At 32.8% G+C, this 17,958-nt stretch carries 18 protein-coding genes; 6 read left to right on the forward strand and 12 right to left on the reverse strand.

Annotation, left to right across the window (positions count from 1 at the left end):
* Window positions 1-28 precede the first annotated feature (28 nt).
* Complete coding sequence (locus tag V1468_RS14560) at window positions 29-940, forward strand: dimethylarginine dimethylaminohydrolase family protein (RefSeq protein ID WP_331810938.1); 912 nt, start codon at window positions 29-31, stop codon at window positions 938-940.
* On the opposite strand, the gene V1468_RS14565 is transcribed toward V1468_RS14560, so the two are convergent.
* From V1468_RS14565 to rsfS, 6 genes are all read right to left on the reverse strand, one after another.
* The gene (locus tag V1468_RS14565) at window positions 941-1,207 is read right to left on the reverse strand and encodes an acyl-CoA-binding protein (protein WP_331810939.1); all 267 of its coding nucleotides are present in this window, start codon (window positions 1,205-1,207) and stop codon (window positions 941-943) included.
* A 1-nt stretch (window position 1,208) separates the two neighbouring features.
* Window positions 1,209-1,862, reverse strand: coding sequence for a phosphatidylserine decarboxylase family protein (locus tag V1468_RS14570; protein WP_331810940.1), 654 nt, complete (start codon window positions 1,860-1,862; stop codon window positions 1,209-1,211).
* Window positions 1,852-2,673 (reverse strand): phosphatidate cytidylyltransferase, encoded by an 822-nt coding sequence (locus V1468_RS14575; RefSeq protein ID WP_331810941.1) that lies wholly within the window; start codon window positions 2,671-2,673, stop codon window positions 1,852-1,854. The genes V1468_RS14570 and V1468_RS14575 overlap by 11 nt, the downstream gene beginning before the upstream one ends.
* On the reverse strand, window positions 2,673-3,281 hold the full coding sequence (locus V1468_RS14580) for an LUD domain-containing protein (protein ID WP_331810942.1): 609 nt from the start codon (window positions 3,279-3,281) through the stop codon (window positions 2,673-2,675). The genes V1468_RS14575 and V1468_RS14580 overlap by 1 nt, the downstream gene beginning before the upstream one ends.
* A 103-nt stretch (window positions 3,282-3,384) precedes the next feature.
* Window positions 3,385-5,328, reverse strand: a complete 1,944-nt coding sequence (gene ftsH, locus V1468_RS14585; protein ID WP_331810943.1) for an ATP-dependent zinc metalloprotease FtsH — start codon at window positions 5,326-5,328, stop codon at window positions 3,385-3,387.
* Window positions 5,329-5,346: 18 nt separating this feature from the next.
* Window positions 5,347-5,718, reverse strand: coding sequence for a ribosome silencing factor (rsfS, locus tag V1468_RS14590; RefSeq protein WP_243471111.1), 372 nt, complete (start codon window positions 5,716-5,718; stop codon window positions 5,347-5,349).
* Window positions 5,719-5,812: 94 nt separating this feature from the next.
* Between rsfS and V1468_RS14595 the strand changes: the two genes are divergently transcribed.
* Window positions 5,813-6,544: a biotin--[acetyl-CoA-carboxylase] ligase gene (locus tag V1468_RS14595; protein ID WP_331810944.1), complete on the forward strand. Its 732-nt coding sequence runs from the start codon at window positions 5,813-5,815 to the stop codon at window positions 6,542-6,544.
* Here V1468_RS14595 and V1468_RS14600 read toward each other — a convergent pair.
* Both V1468_RS14600 and pyrE read right to left on the reverse strand, forming a co-directional pair.
* Window positions 6,541-6,936: an SRPBCC family protein gene (locus V1468_RS14600; protein WP_331810945.1), complete on the reverse strand. Its 396-nt coding sequence runs from the start codon at window positions 6,934-6,936 to the stop codon at window positions 6,541-6,543. The genes V1468_RS14595 and V1468_RS14600 overlap by 4 nt on opposite strands.
* Window positions 6,937-7,041: 105 nt before the next feature.
* Window positions 7,042-7,686 carry an orotate phosphoribosyltransferase gene (gene pyrE / locus V1468_RS14605; protein WP_331810946.1) on the reverse strand — a complete coding sequence of 215 codons (645 nt, stop codon included), beginning with the start codon at window positions 7,684-7,686 and terminating at the stop codon, window positions 7,042-7,044.
* A gap of 121 nt (window positions 7,687-7,807) precedes the next feature.
* Here pyrE and V1468_RS14610 point away from each other — a divergent pair, with 121 nt between their 5' ends.
* The gene (locus V1468_RS14610; protein WP_331810947.1) at window positions 7,808-8,389 is read left to right on the forward strand and encodes an NUDIX hydrolase; all 582 of its coding nucleotides are present in this window, start codon (window positions 7,808-7,810) and stop codon (window positions 8,387-8,389) included.
* 17 nt (window positions 8,390-8,406) lie between these two features.
* On the opposite strand, the gene V1468_RS14615 is transcribed toward V1468_RS14610, so the two are convergent.
* Entirely contained in the window at window positions 8,407-10,146 is a 1,740-nt protein-coding gene (locus V1468_RS14615) for a M14 family metallopeptidase (RefSeq protein WP_331810948.1), read from the reverse strand.
* A gap of 184 nt (window positions 10,147-10,330) precedes the next feature.
* Here V1468_RS14615 and ctlX point away from each other — a divergent pair, with 184 nt between their 5' ends.
* Entirely contained in the window at window positions 10,331-11,263 is a 933-nt protein-coding gene (gene ctlX / locus V1468_RS14620; protein WP_331810949.1) for a citrulline utilization hydrolase CtlX, read from the forward strand.
* Window positions 11,264-11,281: 18 nt separating this feature from the next.
* Here ctlX and V1468_RS14625 read toward each other — a convergent pair whose 3' ends face one another.
* Both V1468_RS14625 and V1468_RS14630 read right to left on the reverse strand, forming a co-directional pair.
* Entirely contained in the window at window positions 11,282-13,348 is a 2,067-nt protein-coding gene (locus V1468_RS14625) for a tetratricopeptide repeat-containing sensor histidine kinase (protein ID WP_331810950.1), read from the reverse strand.
* A 367-nt stretch (window positions 13,349-13,715) separates the two neighbouring features.
* Window positions 13,716-14,090, reverse strand: coding sequence for a bleomycin resistance protein (locus V1468_RS14630; protein WP_331810951.1), 375 nt, complete (start codon window positions 14,088-14,090; stop codon window positions 13,716-13,718).
* 119 nt (window positions 14,091-14,209) lie between these two features.
* Here V1468_RS14630 and argS point away from each other — a divergent pair, with 119 nt between their 5' ends.
* Both argS and V1468_RS14640 read left to right on the forward strand, forming a co-directional pair.
* The gene (gene argS, locus V1468_RS14635; RefSeq protein WP_331810952.1) at window positions 14,210-15,991 is read left to right on the forward strand and encodes an arginine--tRNA ligase; all 1,782 of its coding nucleotides are present in this window, start codon (window positions 14,210-14,212) and stop codon (window positions 15,989-15,991) included.
* 118 nt (window positions 15,992-16,109) lie between these two features.
* Window positions 16,110-17,405: a carboxypeptidase-like regulatory domain-containing protein gene (locus V1468_RS14640; RefSeq protein WP_331810953.1), complete on the forward strand. Its 1,296-nt coding sequence runs from the start codon at window positions 16,110-16,112 to the stop codon at window positions 17,403-17,405.
* Window positions 17,406-17,407: 2 nt separating this feature from the next.
* Here V1468_RS14640 and V1468_RS14645 read toward each other — a convergent pair whose 3' ends face one another.
* Window positions 17,408-17,953 carry a YfiT family bacillithiol transferase gene (locus tag V1468_RS14645; protein ID WP_331810954.1) on the reverse strand — a complete coding sequence of 182 codons (546 nt, stop codon included), beginning with the start codon at window positions 17,951-17,953 and terminating at the stop codon, window positions 17,408-17,410.
* Window positions 17,954-17,958 lie beyond the last annotated feature (5 nt).

Consider the following 17,958-nt stretch of genomic DNA (forward strand, 5'->3'; position numbering starts at 1 on the left):
CTATGAAGCTTTTTTGTGTTTTTAAAAGATGAAGCTAAACATAAAAAACGAAACGTCTCGCCTTAGGGCAGTTATATTAGGGACAGCGGAGAGTAATGGACCAGTACCTTCAATTGAAGATGCTTATGATCCAAAATCGTTAGAGCATATTAAAGCAGGAACTTACCCAACAGAAGAAGATATGGTCGTCGAAATGGATGCAGTTGCCAAGGTGTTTGAAAAATATGACGTTAAAGTTTACCGACCAAAAGTTATAAAAGATTGTAATCAAATCTTCACTAGAGATATTGGTTTTGTAATAGATGATGTGTTTATTAAGGCAAACATACTGCCTGATAGAGAAGAGGAGCTAAATGCTATTCAATATGTTATTGATAAAATAGATAAAGATAAAGTAACGCGACCTCCAGAAGAAGTTCATATTGAAGGTGGTGATGTTATTGTCTGGAACGATTATGTTTTTATAGGAACATATAGAGGTAAAGATTACTCAGATTATATAGTTGCCAGAACCAACCAAGCAGGCGTAGATTACATTGCAAACAAGTTTCCTCGTAAAAAAGTAAAAAGTTTTAATCTTAGAAAATCGCAAACTAATGCTATGGAAAATGCTTTACATTTAGATTGTTGTTTTCAGCCTATAGGAAAAGACAAAGCTATTTTACATAAAAATGGATTCTTAGAAGAAGATGAATATCAATGGCTAGTAGATTTCTTTGGTAAGGAAAACATTTTTGAAATTACAAAAGAAGAAATGTACTACATGAATAGTAATGTGTTTTCAATTTCTGAAAACGTTATTATTTCTGAAAAGAATTTCACAAGATTAAATTCTTGGTTAAGAGAAAATGGTTTTATTGTTGAGGAGGTGCCTTATGCCGAGATAGCAAAACAAGAAGGTTTACTTCGATGCTCTACTTTACCTTTAATACGAGATTAATTATTTTCTGTACAAAAAGTAATTATTAACTAAGTTAATATATTCTCTCTTAGCTTCATCTTGGCTAATGTTTTGTACTTGAAAAAGTGCATTGGTTTTAAATGCATTAATTATAGGCTTACGACTACTTGGTTGTCCATAATCATTAGTAGCTTTTTTGTAGTAAGCATACAAGCGTAGTAAAAAATCTGCAGGAAATGGTTCGGTATGCGCATTAATGCGGTCTACAGCATCTTCAAACTCTTTATGTAGTTCCTCTGAAGTCATCCTATTTCATTTCAGCAATGATACTTTCTCCTCCTCTAACTTTTTGGTTAAGGTTAACTTTAATTTCTGCATCTAAAGGTAAAAATAAATCTACTCTAGAGCCAAATTTTATAAATCCAGAGTCTTCACCCTGTACAGCCTTAGAATTAACTGTTGCGTAGTTTACGATGCGTTTTGCGAGGGCACCTGCGATTTGACGATATAGTACTTTCCCAAAACTTTCATTTTCAACAACCACTGTGGTGCGTTCGTTTTCTTCACTAGCTTTTGGGTGCCAAGCGACTAAATATTTTCCTGGGTGGTATTTGCTAAAACTTACATTTCCGCTTATAGGATATCTTGTGACATGCACATTAATTGGAGACATAAATACAGAAACCTGTATGCGTTTATCTTTAAAAACTTCATTTTCCATAACCTCTTCTATAACTACAACTTTACCATCAACAGGAGATAATGCATGTTTTTCATTAGCATGAGTATGACGTTTGGGGTTTCTAAAAAATTGTAGAATTAGAATAAAGAATATGAGTATAGAAATCATTAGCCCCTTTCTGAGCCATTCATTAGTAACAAACTCATCGATTAAAAAAAATGATCCTACAACAAGAACTAACGTAATAAATATAATTTTGTGGCCTTCTTTATGAAACATAGCTTAGTATTCTTAAAAACAAATATATAAATGGTGAAGCAAAGATAATACTATCTAGTCGGTCTAAGAGCCCTCCATGACCAGGCATTATCACTCCGCTATCTTTAACACCTGCTTGTCGTTTAAATTTTGATTCTATTAAATCTCCTAAAGTGCCCAAAACACTAACAATAATTGCCATTATTAACCAGCTTGTAAAGCCTAAAGTTTCTGTATACTTAGCTATGAAATAACTAGAAATACAGGCAAAAAATAATCCGCCAAGAAAACCTTCAACGGTTTTCTTTGGTGATATACTTGGAAAAAGTTTTTGTTTTCCAAAATTCTTACCAACCAAATAGGCAGCACTATCATTAACCCATATAAGTATAAAGCTGCCTAGCAGTAATAATGGTGTAAACATATTTTTATAATTAGCTATAAGTAGCATAAAAATAAAACCACTAGTTAGGTAAAACGTAGTTACAATAAAACTTTTTGAACTAAAAATAGGGATACGTTTGGTGGTAAATAAATCTTTTATAAGAATTAAGTTTACAAATATGGTGGTAACCAATACAATCTGAATAGCTTCGTGACCACCTATTAGATTTTTATTCCAAATGCATAAGTACCAAAACCCTCCAAATAGAAGTATAAAAATAAAGTATTGGGCAATTGATTTTAGCTTGATAAGGTTGCTGAATTCAGCTAAACTTAACATTCCAAATAAGATAAGCAATACAGTAAGCGTATTTTGCATATACAAAGATCCAATAAGCAATAAAACGTAGATAACGCCAGAGATGGCTCTTATATAAAATTCTTTCATTACAAATCTTCTAAGAGAAGTAGGTATAGATTTTTTGCACTACTTCCATAGGTAAGAAAATCTTTGTCGTCAGCAGTTTTAAAGTGCTTTATAGTAGTAATATTTGTTGGGATTTTAGATTTACTCTTAGCTTTAATTCCTTTTAAACCATCACCTATATTTTCTGCAAATTGACTTGTAGTGGCATAGATTATAAAATGTTCTGGTAACTCTTTAAGCTTCTTCTCAGCTATTTGATTAGATGAAATTAGGAGAGAACCATCATCAGATATTAAATATTCACAAGTTGACAAGAAGTACTTACTTTCAGATGCTTTATTAGTGCTATTTAGTTTAAAATCTTTAAATAAGTCTAGTAGACGTTCATCAATAACAAAGACTTTATCGTTGTGCCACTCATTTTCTTTTAAAATAGCATCAAAACTTTCCTTTACTTCGTTCATATTTTCGCAATACAAGAACTTGCCTCCGTTTGCCTTGAAGTTTATGGTAAAACGTTCATCGGCAGGCAACTTAATTTCAGGCATATACTTGCCACGCTCTTGATTTGGTATTTGTTCTTCGGACTGATCTGTTTTTTTTCCGAAGAGTTTACGAAATAAGCTCATTCAACTGCTACTATTAATCCTAGGTTAGTGCATTTTCTCAAATATAAAAAAACTTAAATTAACAAGAAGTCAATTTAAGTTTTTTATATGACTACTGTGAGGTTTATTCTTCTTCCTCTACAGCAATTTCTTCTTTTTCGAAAGCACGCTTTCCAAATATTTTTTCAAGATTATCCTTGAAAATCACCTCTTTATCTAATAAGACTTCAGCGAGTTCGGTAAGTTTGTCTTTATTTTCTTCCAGTAATTTTACGGCTCTATCGTATTGATTTTCAATGATATCCGAAATTTCCTTATCGATAAGCTCAGCTGTTTGCTCGCTATATGGTTTAGTAAATCCATATTCCGACTGTCCAGAAGAATCGTAATAGGTTAGATTTCCTACTTTATCACTAAGTCCATAAATGGTAACCATAGCTCTTGCTTGCTTGGTAACCTTTTCTAAATCACTTAAAGCACCTGTAGAAATTTTACCAAAAATAACTTGCTCAGCAGCTCTACCACCTAATGCAGCACACATTTCATCTAACATTTGCTCAGGCCTTACAATAAGACGTTCTTCTGGTAAATACCAAGCAGCTCCAAGAGAACGACCTCTAGGTACAATAGTAACTTTTACTAAAGGAGCAGCATGCTCCAGCATCCAGCTTATGGTGGCGTGACCAGCCTCATGAAAAGCGACTGCACGTTTTTCATCTGGTGTTATGATTTTGTTTTTCTTTTCTAAACCACCAATAATTCTATCTACTGCATCTAAGAAATCTTGCTTATTTACGGCCTTTTTTCCTTTTCTAGCAGCAATTAATGCAGCTTCATTACAAACATTTGCAATATCAGCTCCAGAGAAACCAGGAGTTTGTTTTGCTAAGAAATCTACATCTAAAGTTTCTTCTTTTTTAAGTGGACGAAGGTGTACTTCAAAAATTTCTTTACGCTCTCTAACATCTGGTAGATCTACATAAATCTGTCTGTCAAAACGACCAGCACGCATTAATGCACTATCTAATACATCCGCTCTGTTGGTTGCAGCAAGTACAATAACATTGGTATTAGTGCCAAAACCATCCATTTCGGTTAGTAATTGGTTTAGTGTGTTTTCACGTTCATCATTAGAACCTGAGAAATTACTTTTTCCTCTCGCTCTACCAATGGCATCAATCTCATCAATAAAAATAATTGAAGGCGACTTTTCTTTAGCTTGCTTAAATAAATCTCTTACACGAGAAGCTCCTACACCTACAAACATTTCTACGAAGTCCGATCCAGATAAGGAAAAGAAAGGCACTTTTGCTTCGCCTGCTACGGCTTTTGCTAATAATGTTTTACCAGTTCCGGGAGGTCCTACAAGTAATGCTCCTTTAGGAATTTTACCTCCTAGTGAGGTGTATTTTTCTGGGAATTTTAAAAAGTCTACTATTTCTTGTACTTCTTCTTTCGCACCTTCTAGACCGGCTACATCTTTAAAAGATGTTTTTGTGTCAGATTTCTCATCAAAAAGCTTGGCTTTAGATTTTCCTATGTTGAAAATCTGCCCACCAGCTCCGCCACCTCCACCAGATGACATGCGTCTCATTATAAAAATCCAAACACCAATGATAAGTATAAAAGGTAAAAGTGTAAGTAAGAAATCTCCCCAAACATTTTGTTCAGTTTCGTACTCAACAACAGTATCAAGATTGTTGTCTTCTATACTTTTTCTTATGTCTTTTTCAAAATTTTGAAGATCACCAAATTCAAACTTATAATTAGGAATTGGAGTTACCGAAGGCAAAATAGTATTCGGTTTCGATTTTTTGTGTATTTCTTGTTGTTGAGCCTCTTTTGTTAAATAAACTCTAGCTTCACGCTTATTAACTATTTCTACTTTAGCAACATCACCTTTATCTAAGTAATCAATAAATTGAGAAGGGTTAATCTGCATACCAGTAGATCCACCAAATCCTCCAGAAAATAACTGAATTGATAAGAATATAGCAATGATTACGCCGTAAATCCAATACGGATTTACTTTAGGTTTTTTATTTAAATTTTTATTGTCTTTTGCCATTATAAGCCTTTTCTCTTTTTAGTAACTTGTTTCTATTTGCGTCATTTTAGCGTCTCCCCAAAGACTTTCTATGTCGTAATATTCTCTGATGTGCTTTTGGAAAACGTGTACAACTACGTTTACATAATCCATTAAAACCCACTCTGCATTGTCAGTTCCTTCTACGTGCCAAGGTTTGTCTTTAGTGGTTTTGCTTACTAACTTTTGTATGGAGTTGACGATTGCGTTAACTTGTGTATTAGAAGTACCTTCACAAACTATAAAATAATCGCAAACCGTATTTTCAATATCTCTTAAATCTAAAATTGTAATTTCTTTTCCTTTAACCTCTTCTATTCCAGCAATGATTGTTGTAATGAGTTGGTCTGCACTAGTTTTTTCTTTCGTCATTAATTTGAATTAAATTTATGCAAAGTTATTATTTTTTTAGTTCTTGTAGACCCTAAATGTCATAAGAAAACCATAAAAATAGACCTTTATTTGTATGTACATTATCAAACTTGATGCCATTGACTCAACAAACAGCTACCTAAAGGCTATGTCTACGGTTAATTTGCCAAAAGATTTTACGGTTGTAGTTGCTGATCATCAAACACAAGGAAGAGGGCAAATGGGTACAGTTTGGCAAACTGAATATGGTAAAAACCTTACTGCTAGTGTGTTTAAGTCTCTTGAGTTTGTTAGTGTTGAAAAACAATTTTACATAAGTATGGCTGTAGCTTTATCTATTTGTAAGGCTCTTGAAGGTTTAAAAATCTCACAATTATCTGTAAAATGGCCTAACGACATTTTGTCAGCAAACAAAAAAATTTGTGGAACTCTTATTGAAAATGTTATAAAACAGAATAAACTAAAAGGTTCGGTTATTGGTTTTGGACTGAATGTAAACCAAAAGAATTTTGATAGTTTGCCTAAAGCGTCATCAATGAGTTTACTCACAGGAGTTGTGTATAATAAAGATGAAGTTTTATCTCATATTTTAAAACAGCTACAATATTATTTTGCGATTTTAGAGTCTAAAGACTATGAGAAATTAAAAGTAGACTACGAATCCCTTTTATTCAGAAAAGATAAACCTTCAACATTTAAAAATGAAGATGGTACTACCTTTTCTGGAATTATAAAGGGTGTAACTGAAACTGGCAAACTTAACGTTTGGACCGAAGATGATGTAATAAAAACTTTTGATTTAAAACAAGTGACCTTGCTTTATTAAATCGCAGTTTTCATATTGGTTACAAGGGTTTCAATAAATTTATTGATAGGACCTTTTATCATCATAGCCATCATAGCATTAAACTCTCCGCTAAAAGTTAACTGTACTTCACTTTTATTAGCTTCTACTTCTGTAATATGGCCAATAAGTGAGAAATCTAACTTTCCGCCAGCTGCACCTAAAACAATTTTGCTATGTGGTATTTCTTCTTTTTTCTTAAGTACTATTTCTGGCATTCCTTTTAAAGCAAAAAGAAATTTATCATCGTCTAGAACTTCAAACTTGCTGATGTTTTCTGGCATAAGAGTTTCAAAATTCTTAACGTCTGACAAGAAATTGAATGTTTCTTCTGCAGATTTATCTAAAGTAACCTTTGGTGATTCTAAATTCATTGTTTAGTAATGTTAAGTTGTTTATTTGTTTATGCGTTAAGTTGATGTCGTTTTATTTTAATAGGTTTAAACGAATCAACAACTAAACGACTCAACGATAATATATCAATTAGCGTTCCATTCACTAGGATTAGCATTCCATTGTGCTAAAATGTCTTGTTCTGCTTTGGTTATGTAGTTAGTATCTAAGGCTTGCTCTAAAAGATTTTCGTAGTTGCCAAGGGTGTGTAATTCTATATTGGCGTCCTTAAAGTTTTTTTCCGCAACATCAAATCCGTAAGAAAAAATAGCAACCATACCTTTTATATTAACTTCAGCCTCTTTTAAGGCTGCAACTGCGTTAAGGCTACTTTTTCCTGTACTTATTAAATCTTCTACAACAACAACAGTTTGTCCTTTTTCTATATGACCCTCAACTTGGTTTTGGCGACCATGTTTTTTAGCCTCTGGTCTCACATAAACAAAAGGAAGATTAAGATAGTCTGCCACTAAGGCTCCAATACCAATAGCACCAGTTGCTACACCAGCTATTACATCTGGTTTTCCGTATAGTTCTTCAATCTCTCTAGCTAATGTTTCTCTTATATAGTTTCTTATTAATGGATAAGAGAGTACAATTCTGTTGTCGCAGTATATTGGTGATTTCCAGCCAGATGCCCAAGTAAAAGGCTCTTTTGGTTGTAGTTTTATTGCGTTAATCTGCAGTAAAACTTCTGCGGTTTTTTTTGCGGTTTCTTTATTAAAAATCATGCCGTAAAATTAATGATTTTTATAAGTTTTTAAATTTTAAAACTAATTTAATTCTAAGTTTAAAAGTGGTTTAATAAAAAATAATACTTTTACAATTGATAAGTTATAACTAACCCAATCTATGTACACTATTTATGTAGGCGATAAGCCTATAATTTTAACTACTAAAGTTGAAAAGGAAACAGATTTTAAATCCTTCCTTCTTAAATCCGTTAACATTGGTAAGGTTATAAAAATGCTAAATAGTACAGATTTAAAGGCTGTACATTTAATTCACAATAATCCAGATAAGCTTTTAAAACATTTTCTAAAACTGTTGCCAAATGTTGTTGCAGGTGGTGGTAAGGCATATAATGAAAATAATGAAGTGTTGTTTATTTATAGAAATGATAAATGGGATTTACCCAAAGGTAAGATAGAAGGAAAAGAATCTATAGAAGAAACTGCTATTAGAGAAGTAGAAGAGGAGACTGGAGTAGAAGGCCTTAAAATAACCAAAGCTTTGCCTACGACTTACCACATTTTTAAGCGCAATGGTAAGCATAAAATTAAGATTACCTATTGGTTTGAAATGAAAACCAAATTTAATGGTAAGCTTTATCCGCAAGAAAAAGAAGGTATTACTAAAGTAGAATGGTTAGACAAAAAAGCTGCTCAAAAAGCTTTAGAAAATAGTTATGCTAATATTAAGTTATTGGTGTAGCTATTTAGAAAAATCTTTTAGTTTAATCTATAAACAGGATACTGCAAATGTGCTTTTTCGTAGTGTCTACTTTTTTTATGAAGCCAATCTAATTGGGCAAACCAGTTATTTGCAAATTCTTCATCGTAACTTATTTTAACGTTGTACTCTATTTGTAAGGTTGGATTTTCTCTAAGCACCTGTTTTGCTTTGTCTTCCCAAACATAAGGTGAAAATCCTTCTTTTTGTTGTAATATGGTATCAAAGAAGTTCCAATTAAAAAACGAGTCTGGTGCTGTTGGTTCAAGTGTTTCAATAAGATAACGTATTGCTTTTTGGTCTGTTTTTACTAAATAATCTCCTTTTCTAAAAGTTAAGCTTTCCTTTGTTGTTTTTACTTTAGTATTGTAGTGTGGGTAATGTCCTTCGTATGGAGATGTTCTGGTTTTGTAATCATCAATTTTATATGACTCTACGGTTAAAGTGGTGTCTTTTTCAAATGGTTTTAAATCTACTTTATTCAACTTTAGTAATTCTACCACATTATGCCAACCTTGAGGAATTACATATGCCTTAGGTATAGTAACTTTATTTTTTGGGACAAAGAAATTTTGGTATTTCACAGGCTTTGTAAACGATTTAGACCTGTCGTATTTTAATCGTTGAGCACCTGTTAGGTCACTCTCTATCATTTGGCCTTCGTAACCTTTAAACTGAAGCGTTGTAGATTGTGTTGTATCGATTGTCCATGAAATAGGATAGTCGTTACCAGATTTCCATTTGTGTTGTTGAGCACTTCTTAACTCAGCTATTTTGTCGGCATCTTCTTCTGTAATTTCTATCATGCTTTTCATTAATTCATATGTGCCTTCAACGCGTTGTTTATAAGGTTTCAACATGTGTGTTTCGACCATCATACCAAGCGTGTTAAATAAAGTGGTATAACCTGTGGAATAACGTGGTGAGTCCAAAAATTGAGAAAAACCAGACTCAGGTGTACGATTAAAAACATTGACATATGGAGTGATATCCCACTTTTTTTGAGCCAATTTTTGCTCTAGTTTTGGCATCATTTCCAAATGGAGATAAGCTCCCAAATTACCACCTAACTTGTTATGTTGGGTAAATAAATGCGTTAGTGTGTATTGGTAATCTGCACCGTTGCTTACATGGTTGTCTATAAATACATCTGGCTGTACTTTGTGAAATATTTCAGCAAAGGCCTTTGCATTTTTGGTATCGCACTTTATAAAATCTCTGTTTAAATCGTAGTTGCGTGCATTACCTCTAAAGCCATATTCTTTAGGTCCATTTTGGTTGGTGCGTGTGCCAGAATTTCTATTAAGGCTTCCACCAATATTGTAAATAGGAATTGTCACCAAAACGGTATGCTTAGGTGCTTTAATCTTACCTTGTAAGATATCTCTATATAGCATCATAGTAGCATCTATGCCATCAGATTCGCCTGGGTGAATTCCATTGTTAATTAACATGATTCTATTTTTTTCTCTCAATAGTCTAAAATCATTATGAACTTGCGTTGGATTGTATATTACAATATGCAGAGGTTCACCAGAGTCTGTCTCACCCATTTCTCGGATTGAAATTTCTCTGTAATTATCTGCTAAATCTGAATAAAACTGAATAGTCTCTTGGTATGTTGCTGTTTCGGTTCCGTTGCTTTTTTCAAAAACTGTTGTAAAATCTATAGTTTCAGTGTGGTTACTTTTTTCTGTGCATGACACAAGAAATAACAGAAGAATTATAAGTTTTTTCATTTAGTTAAAAATTTTCAAGAGCTTTTGGTTCAGTAATTTAATTACATGGTTAGTAAAGCTCATAGTATGCTAAATGCCCATTATGGGCTTTCAAACTTACAGATTTTTAATCTAAAAAATGTTAACATCATAAATTTCAAAATAGAAAAAAGACTAATTTTGCATCACTTTCAAAAATTAGATAATGCAACAAACTACAGATACTATTTTAATGATTCGTCCTGTAAATTTTAGGATGAATGAGCAGACTGCTGTTAACAATTATTTTCAGGAGGATATCGATTTAAAAAATGCAGAAATCAATGCTAAAGCTCAAAAAGAGTTTGACGCTTTTGTTGAAAAATTAAAGGCAGTAGGTATTAATGTTGTTGTAGAAAGTGATGATGAATTAATGGATACTCCAGATTCTGTTTTTCCAAATAATTGGGTAAGCTTTCATAGTAATGGTGATATAGCTTTGTATCCAATGTTTGCAGAAAATAGGCGTAAAGAACGACGAGATGAGGTATTTATTAGGCTGGAAAATGAAGGTTTTAAAATTGAAAATATTGTAGACTATACTGCTGCTGAAGAGGAAGATGTATTTTTAGAAGGTACAGGTAGTCTCATCTTAGATCGTGTTAATAGAAAGGCTTACTGTGCATTATCACCAAGAGCAGATGAAGATTTGTTTATTGAGTTTTGCGAAGATTTTGAATATACTCCAATAGTTTTCGTGGCTAATCAAACAGTAGAAGGAAAGCGTTTACCAATCTACCATACCAATGTTATGATGTGTTTGGCAGAAACGTTCGCAGTAATTTGTTTAGAAACAATTGACGACAAAAAAGAGCGCAAAAATGTAATTAAGCATCTAAAAGAAGATGGTAAAGAAATTATATCAATTTCTGAAGCGCAGATGCACCAATTTGCTGGTAATATGTTACAGCTTAGAGGTAAGGATAATCAGCGTTATTTAATTATGAGTGAAGCAGCTCATAATAGCTTAACAAAAGACCAAATAAATAAAATTGAAAAGCACTGTCCTATAATTTCAAGTTCTTTAGAAACTATTGAGACATGTGGTGGAGGTAGCGCTCGTTGTATGATGGCTGAGGTCTTTTTACCAAAAGCTTAATACGTCCAAGACTAATTTCTATGAATTTTTTGGGGCTGACTTAGGAAGTTCTATAAAGAATTTACTTCCAACATTTACAGTACTTTCTACCCAAATGCGTCCCTTGTTTAGCTCAACTAAGTCTTTAGCAATAGTCAGTCCAAGACCAGTGCCTTTTTCGTTTTTGGTGCCAATTGTAGTAAAGTTTTTATTGGCATTAAAGAGTTTGTTGATATTTTCTTCAGAAATACCAACACCTGTATCTTCTACACAGATTAAAGCTTTTCCATTAACATCTTGATTAGATACCGTAATAACATCGCCAGTTCTACTGAATTTTACAGCATTGGTAATTAAATTTTGGATAACAATTTCTACCATACTCTTGTCGGCATAAACAAAGTCACGTTGAGACTCATCAATTAGAACAATGCGTTTATCTTCAACCTTTTGTTCTACCAATGCCATTTTGGTATGAAATACTTCCTGAATATTAAATAGTTCAGGATTTGGCTCTAAATTCTGCATTTGAGATTTAGACCAGTTTAGTAAATTAAACAAAAGTGAAGACGCATTATTTGCATTTTCACTTAATTCAGGGATTAATTCTCTAAACTCCTCCTTAGAAATACTGTCTTCTTTCAATAAATCTAAAAAGGCTTTAATTGATGAAATAGAATCTTTTAAATCATGAGAAACTATAGAGAATAACTTATCTTTTACTTGATTAACTTCTTCTAGATGATGTGTTTGCTCTAGTATAGCTTCACTTCTAATTTGCTCTTGTTTAAGCTGCTCTCTGTAATCAATTAGTGTCTCTTTGTACTTTTTGCTTTTTAAATAATTGAGTAACAATAGTGTTAGTAAAATAGCAGTAGTAGCGAGAGCTCCATATACAACAATAGGATTATTTAACCAGGTTTTTATAGTTTTATTGCTGTTTTCTTCCTCTTCAAAATTGTCTATTTCTTCCTCAATAGGATTAGAGCTAATAAGATCCAAAGGTTCGGTATTAGAAGGAAAAACAGGTTGGTCTACCTTAGATAGTTCTTCCTTTAAATCGTAATATTTATTTTGCCAAAAAAAGGCATTCTGAAAATAACCTCGTGTAGAGTCTAATGCTATGTGGAGTTTGTAATTTTCTAAAAGAGCAGGTTTGTTATCAATTTTTTGTGCAATGCTGTAAGCTTCGTTTAGCTGTATTTCTGCTAACTTAACTTTTTGTTTTTGAAGGTTGAGGTTGCCAATAGCATTTAATGCTAATAAAATACCTTCTTCGTTATTTTGCTTACGGTTATATTTTAAGCCTTCAACCAAATACTCAGAAGCTTTCACGTATTCCTTAAATTCTAAATACTGGCTACCTAGTTTAGGAAGTATTTCACCACGTAGATTTTGATCTTTGGTGGGATTTAACATCTCCAAGACGTTTTCGTAATACTCAATAGCTTTACGATGTTCTTTTCTTAGAGCATAAAGTTCCGCAATATTTTTTGTAGAAGCGATAATCCCAGAACGATCATTTATTTTTTTCCTAACATCAAGTGCTTTAAAGTTAAAGTCTATGGCTTTATCGATCTGGTTGGTTTTAAAGTATGCTTCTGCCAAATTGTTATAAGCCGTACTGAGCTCATCAAAAAGATTTTGTTTTTCAAAAATGTCAATGGCAGATAAAGAATTCTGAAGTCCAACACTATAGTTGCCTCGTTTTATTTCTATAAGCCCAATACTGTTGCTTACTTTGGCAACACCAAGTGTGTCACTAATTTGCAGATAATACTTTCTAGACTTGTCGTAATTGTCTATAGCATTAAAATAATCATTTCGTTGTGAATATATCTGAGCTCTGTAGAAGGTGCTTTCTGCGAGTCCTTTGGTGTATTCTAATTTTTCAGAAAGTTTAGCTGTTTGGTTTACATACAGCAAAGCTTTTTCATAATCTTCAATTGCATAAAGTTCATCAATGAGCATTAACGAGAGGTCAACCTTTGTAGAGTCAGCTTCTTGATACGCTAACTTTACTGTAAGGTCGTCTATTCTTTCATTTTGAGAAAACCCAATGAAAGTTAGTAGACAAACAGTTAATGTCATTAACTGCTTCATCATTTAGCGGTTGATAGACGAAGTGTTATGTTTTGGTTTACGTAACTTTTATAGTGAGGTGTAAAAAGTAAGTCAACACTAAACAATAACAACACGGTTAATGTTCGATTATAAAGCCTCATTTAATGTTTGGGACATTTGTTAATAGCCTACCAAAAATGCCATAATGCACTTAAATACGCTAATTATTGGGACTTAATGCTAATAAATTAGATGAAATGACAGATGAAATTCACAAAAAAAATGATGTATCGATTAACGGCAAAAATCATAGGAAAACGACCATTTTATCGATGAAATGCAGGTTTGTCGTAACGTTTTGAAATTCAGTATTTTGAAATTTGTGAAGAAGTGTTTTTAGATTTCATTTTTAAACTGAATTTTTGATTTCTTGACCAAATTTAATCATATTTCCATCGAGATCTAAAATGGCAAATTCTCGCATGCCATAAGGGTGATTTTTTAAGGTGCCATTTGGGTGAATTACACCAAAAGTTTTTAACTCTTCATAGAGTGTGTCGATATCCTCAACATCTACATAACAACTTGTGTTTTCTGGATGAATTTTGTCGTTACATTTCCAAAAATGAACCACAAAATTATCACGTGCAATTACTGCATAATTGTCGTCGAGATAACCAACTTTATTAAAGCCAAGTTTAGTTTTATAGAACTTTACAGTCTTTTTAATATTTAAAGAAGCTAAAACAGGAATACCTTTTAGGAGGTGCGATTTTCGTTCCATTTTTAATTGATGTTTTTATATGTCTTTAAAAATAGGGAATTATGATGCGCTATTGTCTTAATAGAATAATAAAACTGCTATCTTTGCAAGCGTTTTTATAAGCCTAAATTAAAATTAATATGAAGCTTCAGGATACTTTAGAATTACACGTTAAAGCAGCTGTAAAGGAATTGTTTCGGTCAGATTTAGAATCTGTAGAATTTCAGGCAACTCGCAAAGAGTTTACTGGAGACATCACTGTTGTTGTTTTTCCTATGTTGCGCGTGGTAAAAGGAAATCCTGTGGTTATTGGCGAGCAGATAGGACAATATCTTCAGGATAATGTAACTCTGGTTAAAGGATTTAATGTTGTAAAAGGCTTTTTAAACATAGAAATAGATGATTCGTATTATGTAGATTTCTTCAACACAATAAAAAATCAAAGCAATTATGGTTTTGCAAGCTTAAAAGACGATAAAGCCGTAATGGTAGAGTATTCTTCGCCAAACACTAACAAACCACTGCATTTAGGCCATGTTAGAAATGTACTTTTGGGCTATTCGGTTTCTGAAATTTTAAAAGCTTCAGGGAAGAAAGTTTATAAAACGCAAATTATAAATGACAGAGGTATTCATATTTGTAAAAGTATGTTGGCTTGGCAACGATTTGGTAATGGCGAAACACCAGAGTCTACTGGATTAAAAGGTGATAAACTTGTTGGGAATTATTATGTGGAATTTGATAAAGCCTATAAAACGGAAATTGCAGAACTGGTAGTACAAGGTCAAAATGAAGAGGATGCTAAAAAAAATGCACCAATTCTTTTAGAGGCCCAAGAAATGTTAAGACAATGGGAAGCAGGTGATGCTGAGGTTGTAGCACTTTGGGAAAAAATGAACGGTTGGGTTTATGAAGGTTTTGAAGAGACTTACAAGGCTATTGGTGTTGATTTTGATAAATATTATTATGAAAGCCAAACCTATCTTTTAGGTAAAGAATTTGTTGCTGAAGGTTTAAAAACAGGAGTTTTCGAAGAAGATCCAGATGGTTCGGTTTGGTGTGATTTAACAGATGAAGGTTTAGATAGAAAGATCGTATTAAGAGCTGACGGAACAGCGGTTTATATGACTCAAGATATTGGTACAGCGATTCAACGTATTAAGGATTATCCAGATGTTGGAGGTATGGTGTATACTGTTGGTAACGAGCAAGATTATCACTTTAAAGTATTGTTTTTAATCCTAAAAAAACTAGGCTTCGATTGGGCAAAAAATCTATACCATCTAAGTTATGGTATGGTAGATTTGCCAAGTGGTAAAATGAAGAGTAGAGAAGGTACTGTAGTAGATGCGGACGATCTTATACAAGAAATGGCAGATACTGCAGAGGAGATTTCTAAAGAATTAGGAAAGCTAGATGATTATTCAGAAGCCGATAAAAAAGCACTGTATAAAACCATTGGTTTGGGTGCGCTTAAATATTACATCTTGAAGGTAGATCCTAAAAAACGAATTCTATTCGATCCCAAAGAGTCTATAGATTTTCAAGGAAATACAGGGCCATTCATTCAGTATACTTATGCGAGAATTCAGTCTATTTTAAGAAAGTCTAACATAGATGAGAATATTACGCTGAGTGCAGCCGAAGTGTCACTTCATGATAAAGAAAGAGAGCTTCTAAAACAGTTAGAGCAGTTTCCGGAAGTTATACAAAATGCAGCATCGCAGCATAGTCCTGCTTTAGTTGCTAATTATACTTACGATTTGGTTAAAGATTTTAATTCACTCTATCAGAATGTATCCATTCTTGGTGCAGATAAGGAGGAAGAAAAAGTCTTTAGAGTGCAGTTGTCTAAAACTGTAGGGCAAACCATAAAAAATGCATTTAGTGTCTTAGGTATCGAAGTGCCAGAGCGCATGTAGTTTTATTAAGAAATATCTTACCAAACATAGCTATAACGGTAGTTTTAACAATTCACTAAGTTGAATTTTACCTGTTTTTAAGTATCTTAGAAGAGGTTAATCGTTAATAAGTTATGCTATGAAAACAACATTATTTTTTAAATCTTTGACCAGTACATTTATCATTGGCTTGTTGGTAACTTTTGCCTTAAATGCTCAGGGGAATTATTCTGAGTTTAGCGGTAAAGTCGTAGACGGTAAAACAAATAAGACGCTAGAAGCGGTTAGTCTTAATGTTAATGAAACCAATGTAAGTACAATTACAAATTCTGAAGGTGAATTTGTTTTGAAAGTTTCAAATGAATATCTAGATTCTAAGGTTGTTGTTAGCTTTTTGAGTTATAATACCAGAGTAATTCCGTTATCTGAATTATCTAAGGAAAACAACAAAATAGAATTGTTTAAAGCTGTAACTGAACTTTCTGAAGTTAATATTTCGGCATTTAAAGATGCTGAAAAGCTGGTAAGAAAGGTGTTCGATAAAAAAAGCAAAAACCATCAAGACGAGTCGGTGTATATGACTGCTTTTTATAGAGAAACAATAAAGAGGCGTAATATAAGCGTTTCTTTAACTGAGGCCGTAGTTAATATTTTAAAGTATCCTAACAGATCTTCGGTTAGAGACGCTATATCGCTTAATAAAGCAAGAAAAAGTACAGATTACAAGCGGCTAGATACAGTTTCTGTAAAGCTGCAAGGAGGTCCGTTTTCTGCTATCTTTTTAGATATAATGAAGTATCCTGAATATATTTTCACAGATGCCACTATAAATAGCTACAATTACTCATTTGACTCACCTTCTAATGTAAATAATAGAAATGTTTACGTGGTAAATTTCAGTCCAAAAAACAACGCGCTTAATTATAGTTATAATGGTAAGCTATTTATTGATGTCGAATCTCTGGCATTAGTAAGTGCAGATTATGCTTTAGACCTTAGTAATAAAAGTAGAAGCAAAAACCTCTTGGTAAAAAAGAAACCAAGTAATGTTATAGTTTATCCTTTAGAAGCTAATTATAAGGTAAACTACAAGGAGAAAGAAGGGAAATGGTACTACAGCTATTCTAATTTGTTTTTAAAATTTAAAGTGAATAAAAAACGTGAGATTTTTAACAAGGTTTACTCGTTATCGAGTGAAATGGCTGTAACGGATTGGGAAATAAATTCTACAGACCGAAAGATTAAAAGCAAAGATAAATTAAGACCTTCAGTAATTATTACAGATGCTATTTCTGGTTTTTCAGATCCAGATTTTTGGGGAAAATACAATCTCATAGAACCCGATAAATCTATTGAGTCTGCAATAGAAAAGATTAAAAAGAATATTGAAAAACAAAAGGAAAAAGAAGAGCGTACTGCTAACGGAAGTCCTTAAGTTTATTTAAAAGCTCCTTTATACTCAAGAGCTTGTTCAATATGAGCAAAATGATGATTGCTGTGCCAGGTGTAAAGACCTATAGTTTCTGCAATAGAGAATCGTTTACCGTGTTCTGGATGGATGAATTCACGTTTTAAGTCGTCTTCAGATAAGTTTTTAAGCAAAACGCCGAGTTTGTGATGCACGCCTTTTAAAATAGATATTGAGGCTTCAAGAGACTCTGAGTAATCAATGAGTTTGGCAAATCTATCTTCAAAATAAGGACGTATAGTTGGTGTGTCTTCTGTAAGTGCTAACTTAAATCTAATAATACTATTTATGTGGCTATCTGCACAATGATGTACTACTTGTTTTATGGTCCAGCCATTGGGTCTGTAGTTGTAGTTTAGTTCTACTTCACTTAAATTTTTGGTTATATTTTCTACGTTTTGAGGAAAGTTTTCAATAGTAGAAATCCAGCCATTGATAAGGTCTTTAGTAATTTGTTTAGGCTTTTCAAATTGACCAATCGGAAACCTTAGTTTATATAATTCTTGTTCATTCATTCTAA

The sequence above is a fragment of the Winogradskyella poriferorum genome (assembly GCF_036553625.1).
Taxonomy (GTDB): Bacteria; Bacteroidota; Bacteroidia; order Flavobacteriales; family Flavobacteriaceae; genus Winogradskyella; species Winogradskyella poriferorum.

Excerpts from the sequence above, each read along its gene's own strand:
- ftsH (WP_331810943.1), bottom strand. The coding sequence starts at position 5,328 with ATGGCAAAAGACAATAAAAATTTAAATAAAAAACCTAAAGTAAATCCG.
- V1468_RS14570 (WP_331810940.1), bottom strand. The coding sequence starts at position 1,862 with ATGTTTCATAAAGAAGGCCACAAAATTATATTTATTACGTTAGTTCTT.
- V1468_RS14625 (WP_331810950.1), bottom strand. The coding sequence starts at position 13,348 with ATGATGAAGCAGTTAATGACATTAACTGTTTGTCTACTAACTTTCATT.
- V1468_RS14595 (WP_331810944.1), top strand. The coding sequence starts at position 5,813 with ATGTACATTATCAAACTTGATGCCATTGACTCAACAAACAGCTACCTA.
- V1468_RS14640 (WP_331810953.1), top strand. The coding sequence starts at position 16,110 with ATGAAAACAACATTATTTTTTAAATCTTTGACCAGTACATTTATCATT.
- V1468_RS14630 (WP_331810951.1), bottom strand. The coding sequence starts at position 14,090 with ATGGAACGAAAATCGCACCTCCTAAAAGGTATTCCTGTTTTAGCTTCT.
- ctlX (WP_331810949.1), top strand. The coding sequence starts at position 10,331 with ATGCAACAAACTACAGATACTATTTTAATGATTCGTCCTGTAAATTTT.
- pyrE (WP_331810946.1), bottom strand. The coding sequence starts at position 7,686 with ATGATTTTTAATAAAGAAACCGCAAAAAAAACCGCAGAAGTTTTACTG.
- rsfS (WP_243471111.1), bottom strand. The coding sequence starts at position 5,718 with ATGACGAAAGAAAAAACTAGTGCAGACCAACTCATTACAACAATCATT.
- V1468_RS14560 (WP_331810938.1), top strand. The coding sequence starts at position 29 with ATGAAGCTAAACATAAAAAACGAAACGTCTCGCCTTAGGGCAGTTATA.
- V1468_RS14615 (WP_331810948.1), bottom strand. The coding sequence starts at position 10,146 with ATGAAAAAACTTATAATTCTTCTGTTATTTCTTGTGTCATGCACAGAA.
- V1468_RS14600 (WP_331810945.1), bottom strand. The coding sequence starts at position 6,936 with ATGAATTTAGAATCACCAAAGGTTACTTTAGATAAATCTGCAGAAGAA.
- V1468_RS14580 (WP_331810942.1), bottom strand. The coding sequence starts at position 3,281 with ATGAGCTTATTTCGTAAACTCTTCGGAAAAAAAACAGATCAGTCCGAA.
- V1468_RS14645 (WP_331810954.1), bottom strand. The coding sequence starts at position 17,953 with ATGAATGAACAAGAATTATATAAACTAAGGTTTCCGATTGGTCAATTT.
- V1468_RS14565 (WP_331810939.1), bottom strand. The coding sequence starts at position 1,207 with ATGACTTCAGAGGAACTACATAAAGAGTTTGAAGATGCTGTAGACCGC.
- V1468_RS14575 (WP_331810941.1), bottom strand. The coding sequence starts at position 2,673 with ATGAAAGAATTTTATATAAGAGCCATCTCTGGCGTTATCTACGTTTTA.
- argS (WP_331810952.1), top strand. The coding sequence starts at position 14,210 with ATGAAGCTTCAGGATACTTTAGAATTACACGTTAAAGCAGCTGTAAAG.
- V1468_RS14610 (WP_331810947.1), top strand. The coding sequence starts at position 7,808 with ATGTACACTATTTATGTAGGCGATAAGCCTATAATTTTAACTACTAAA.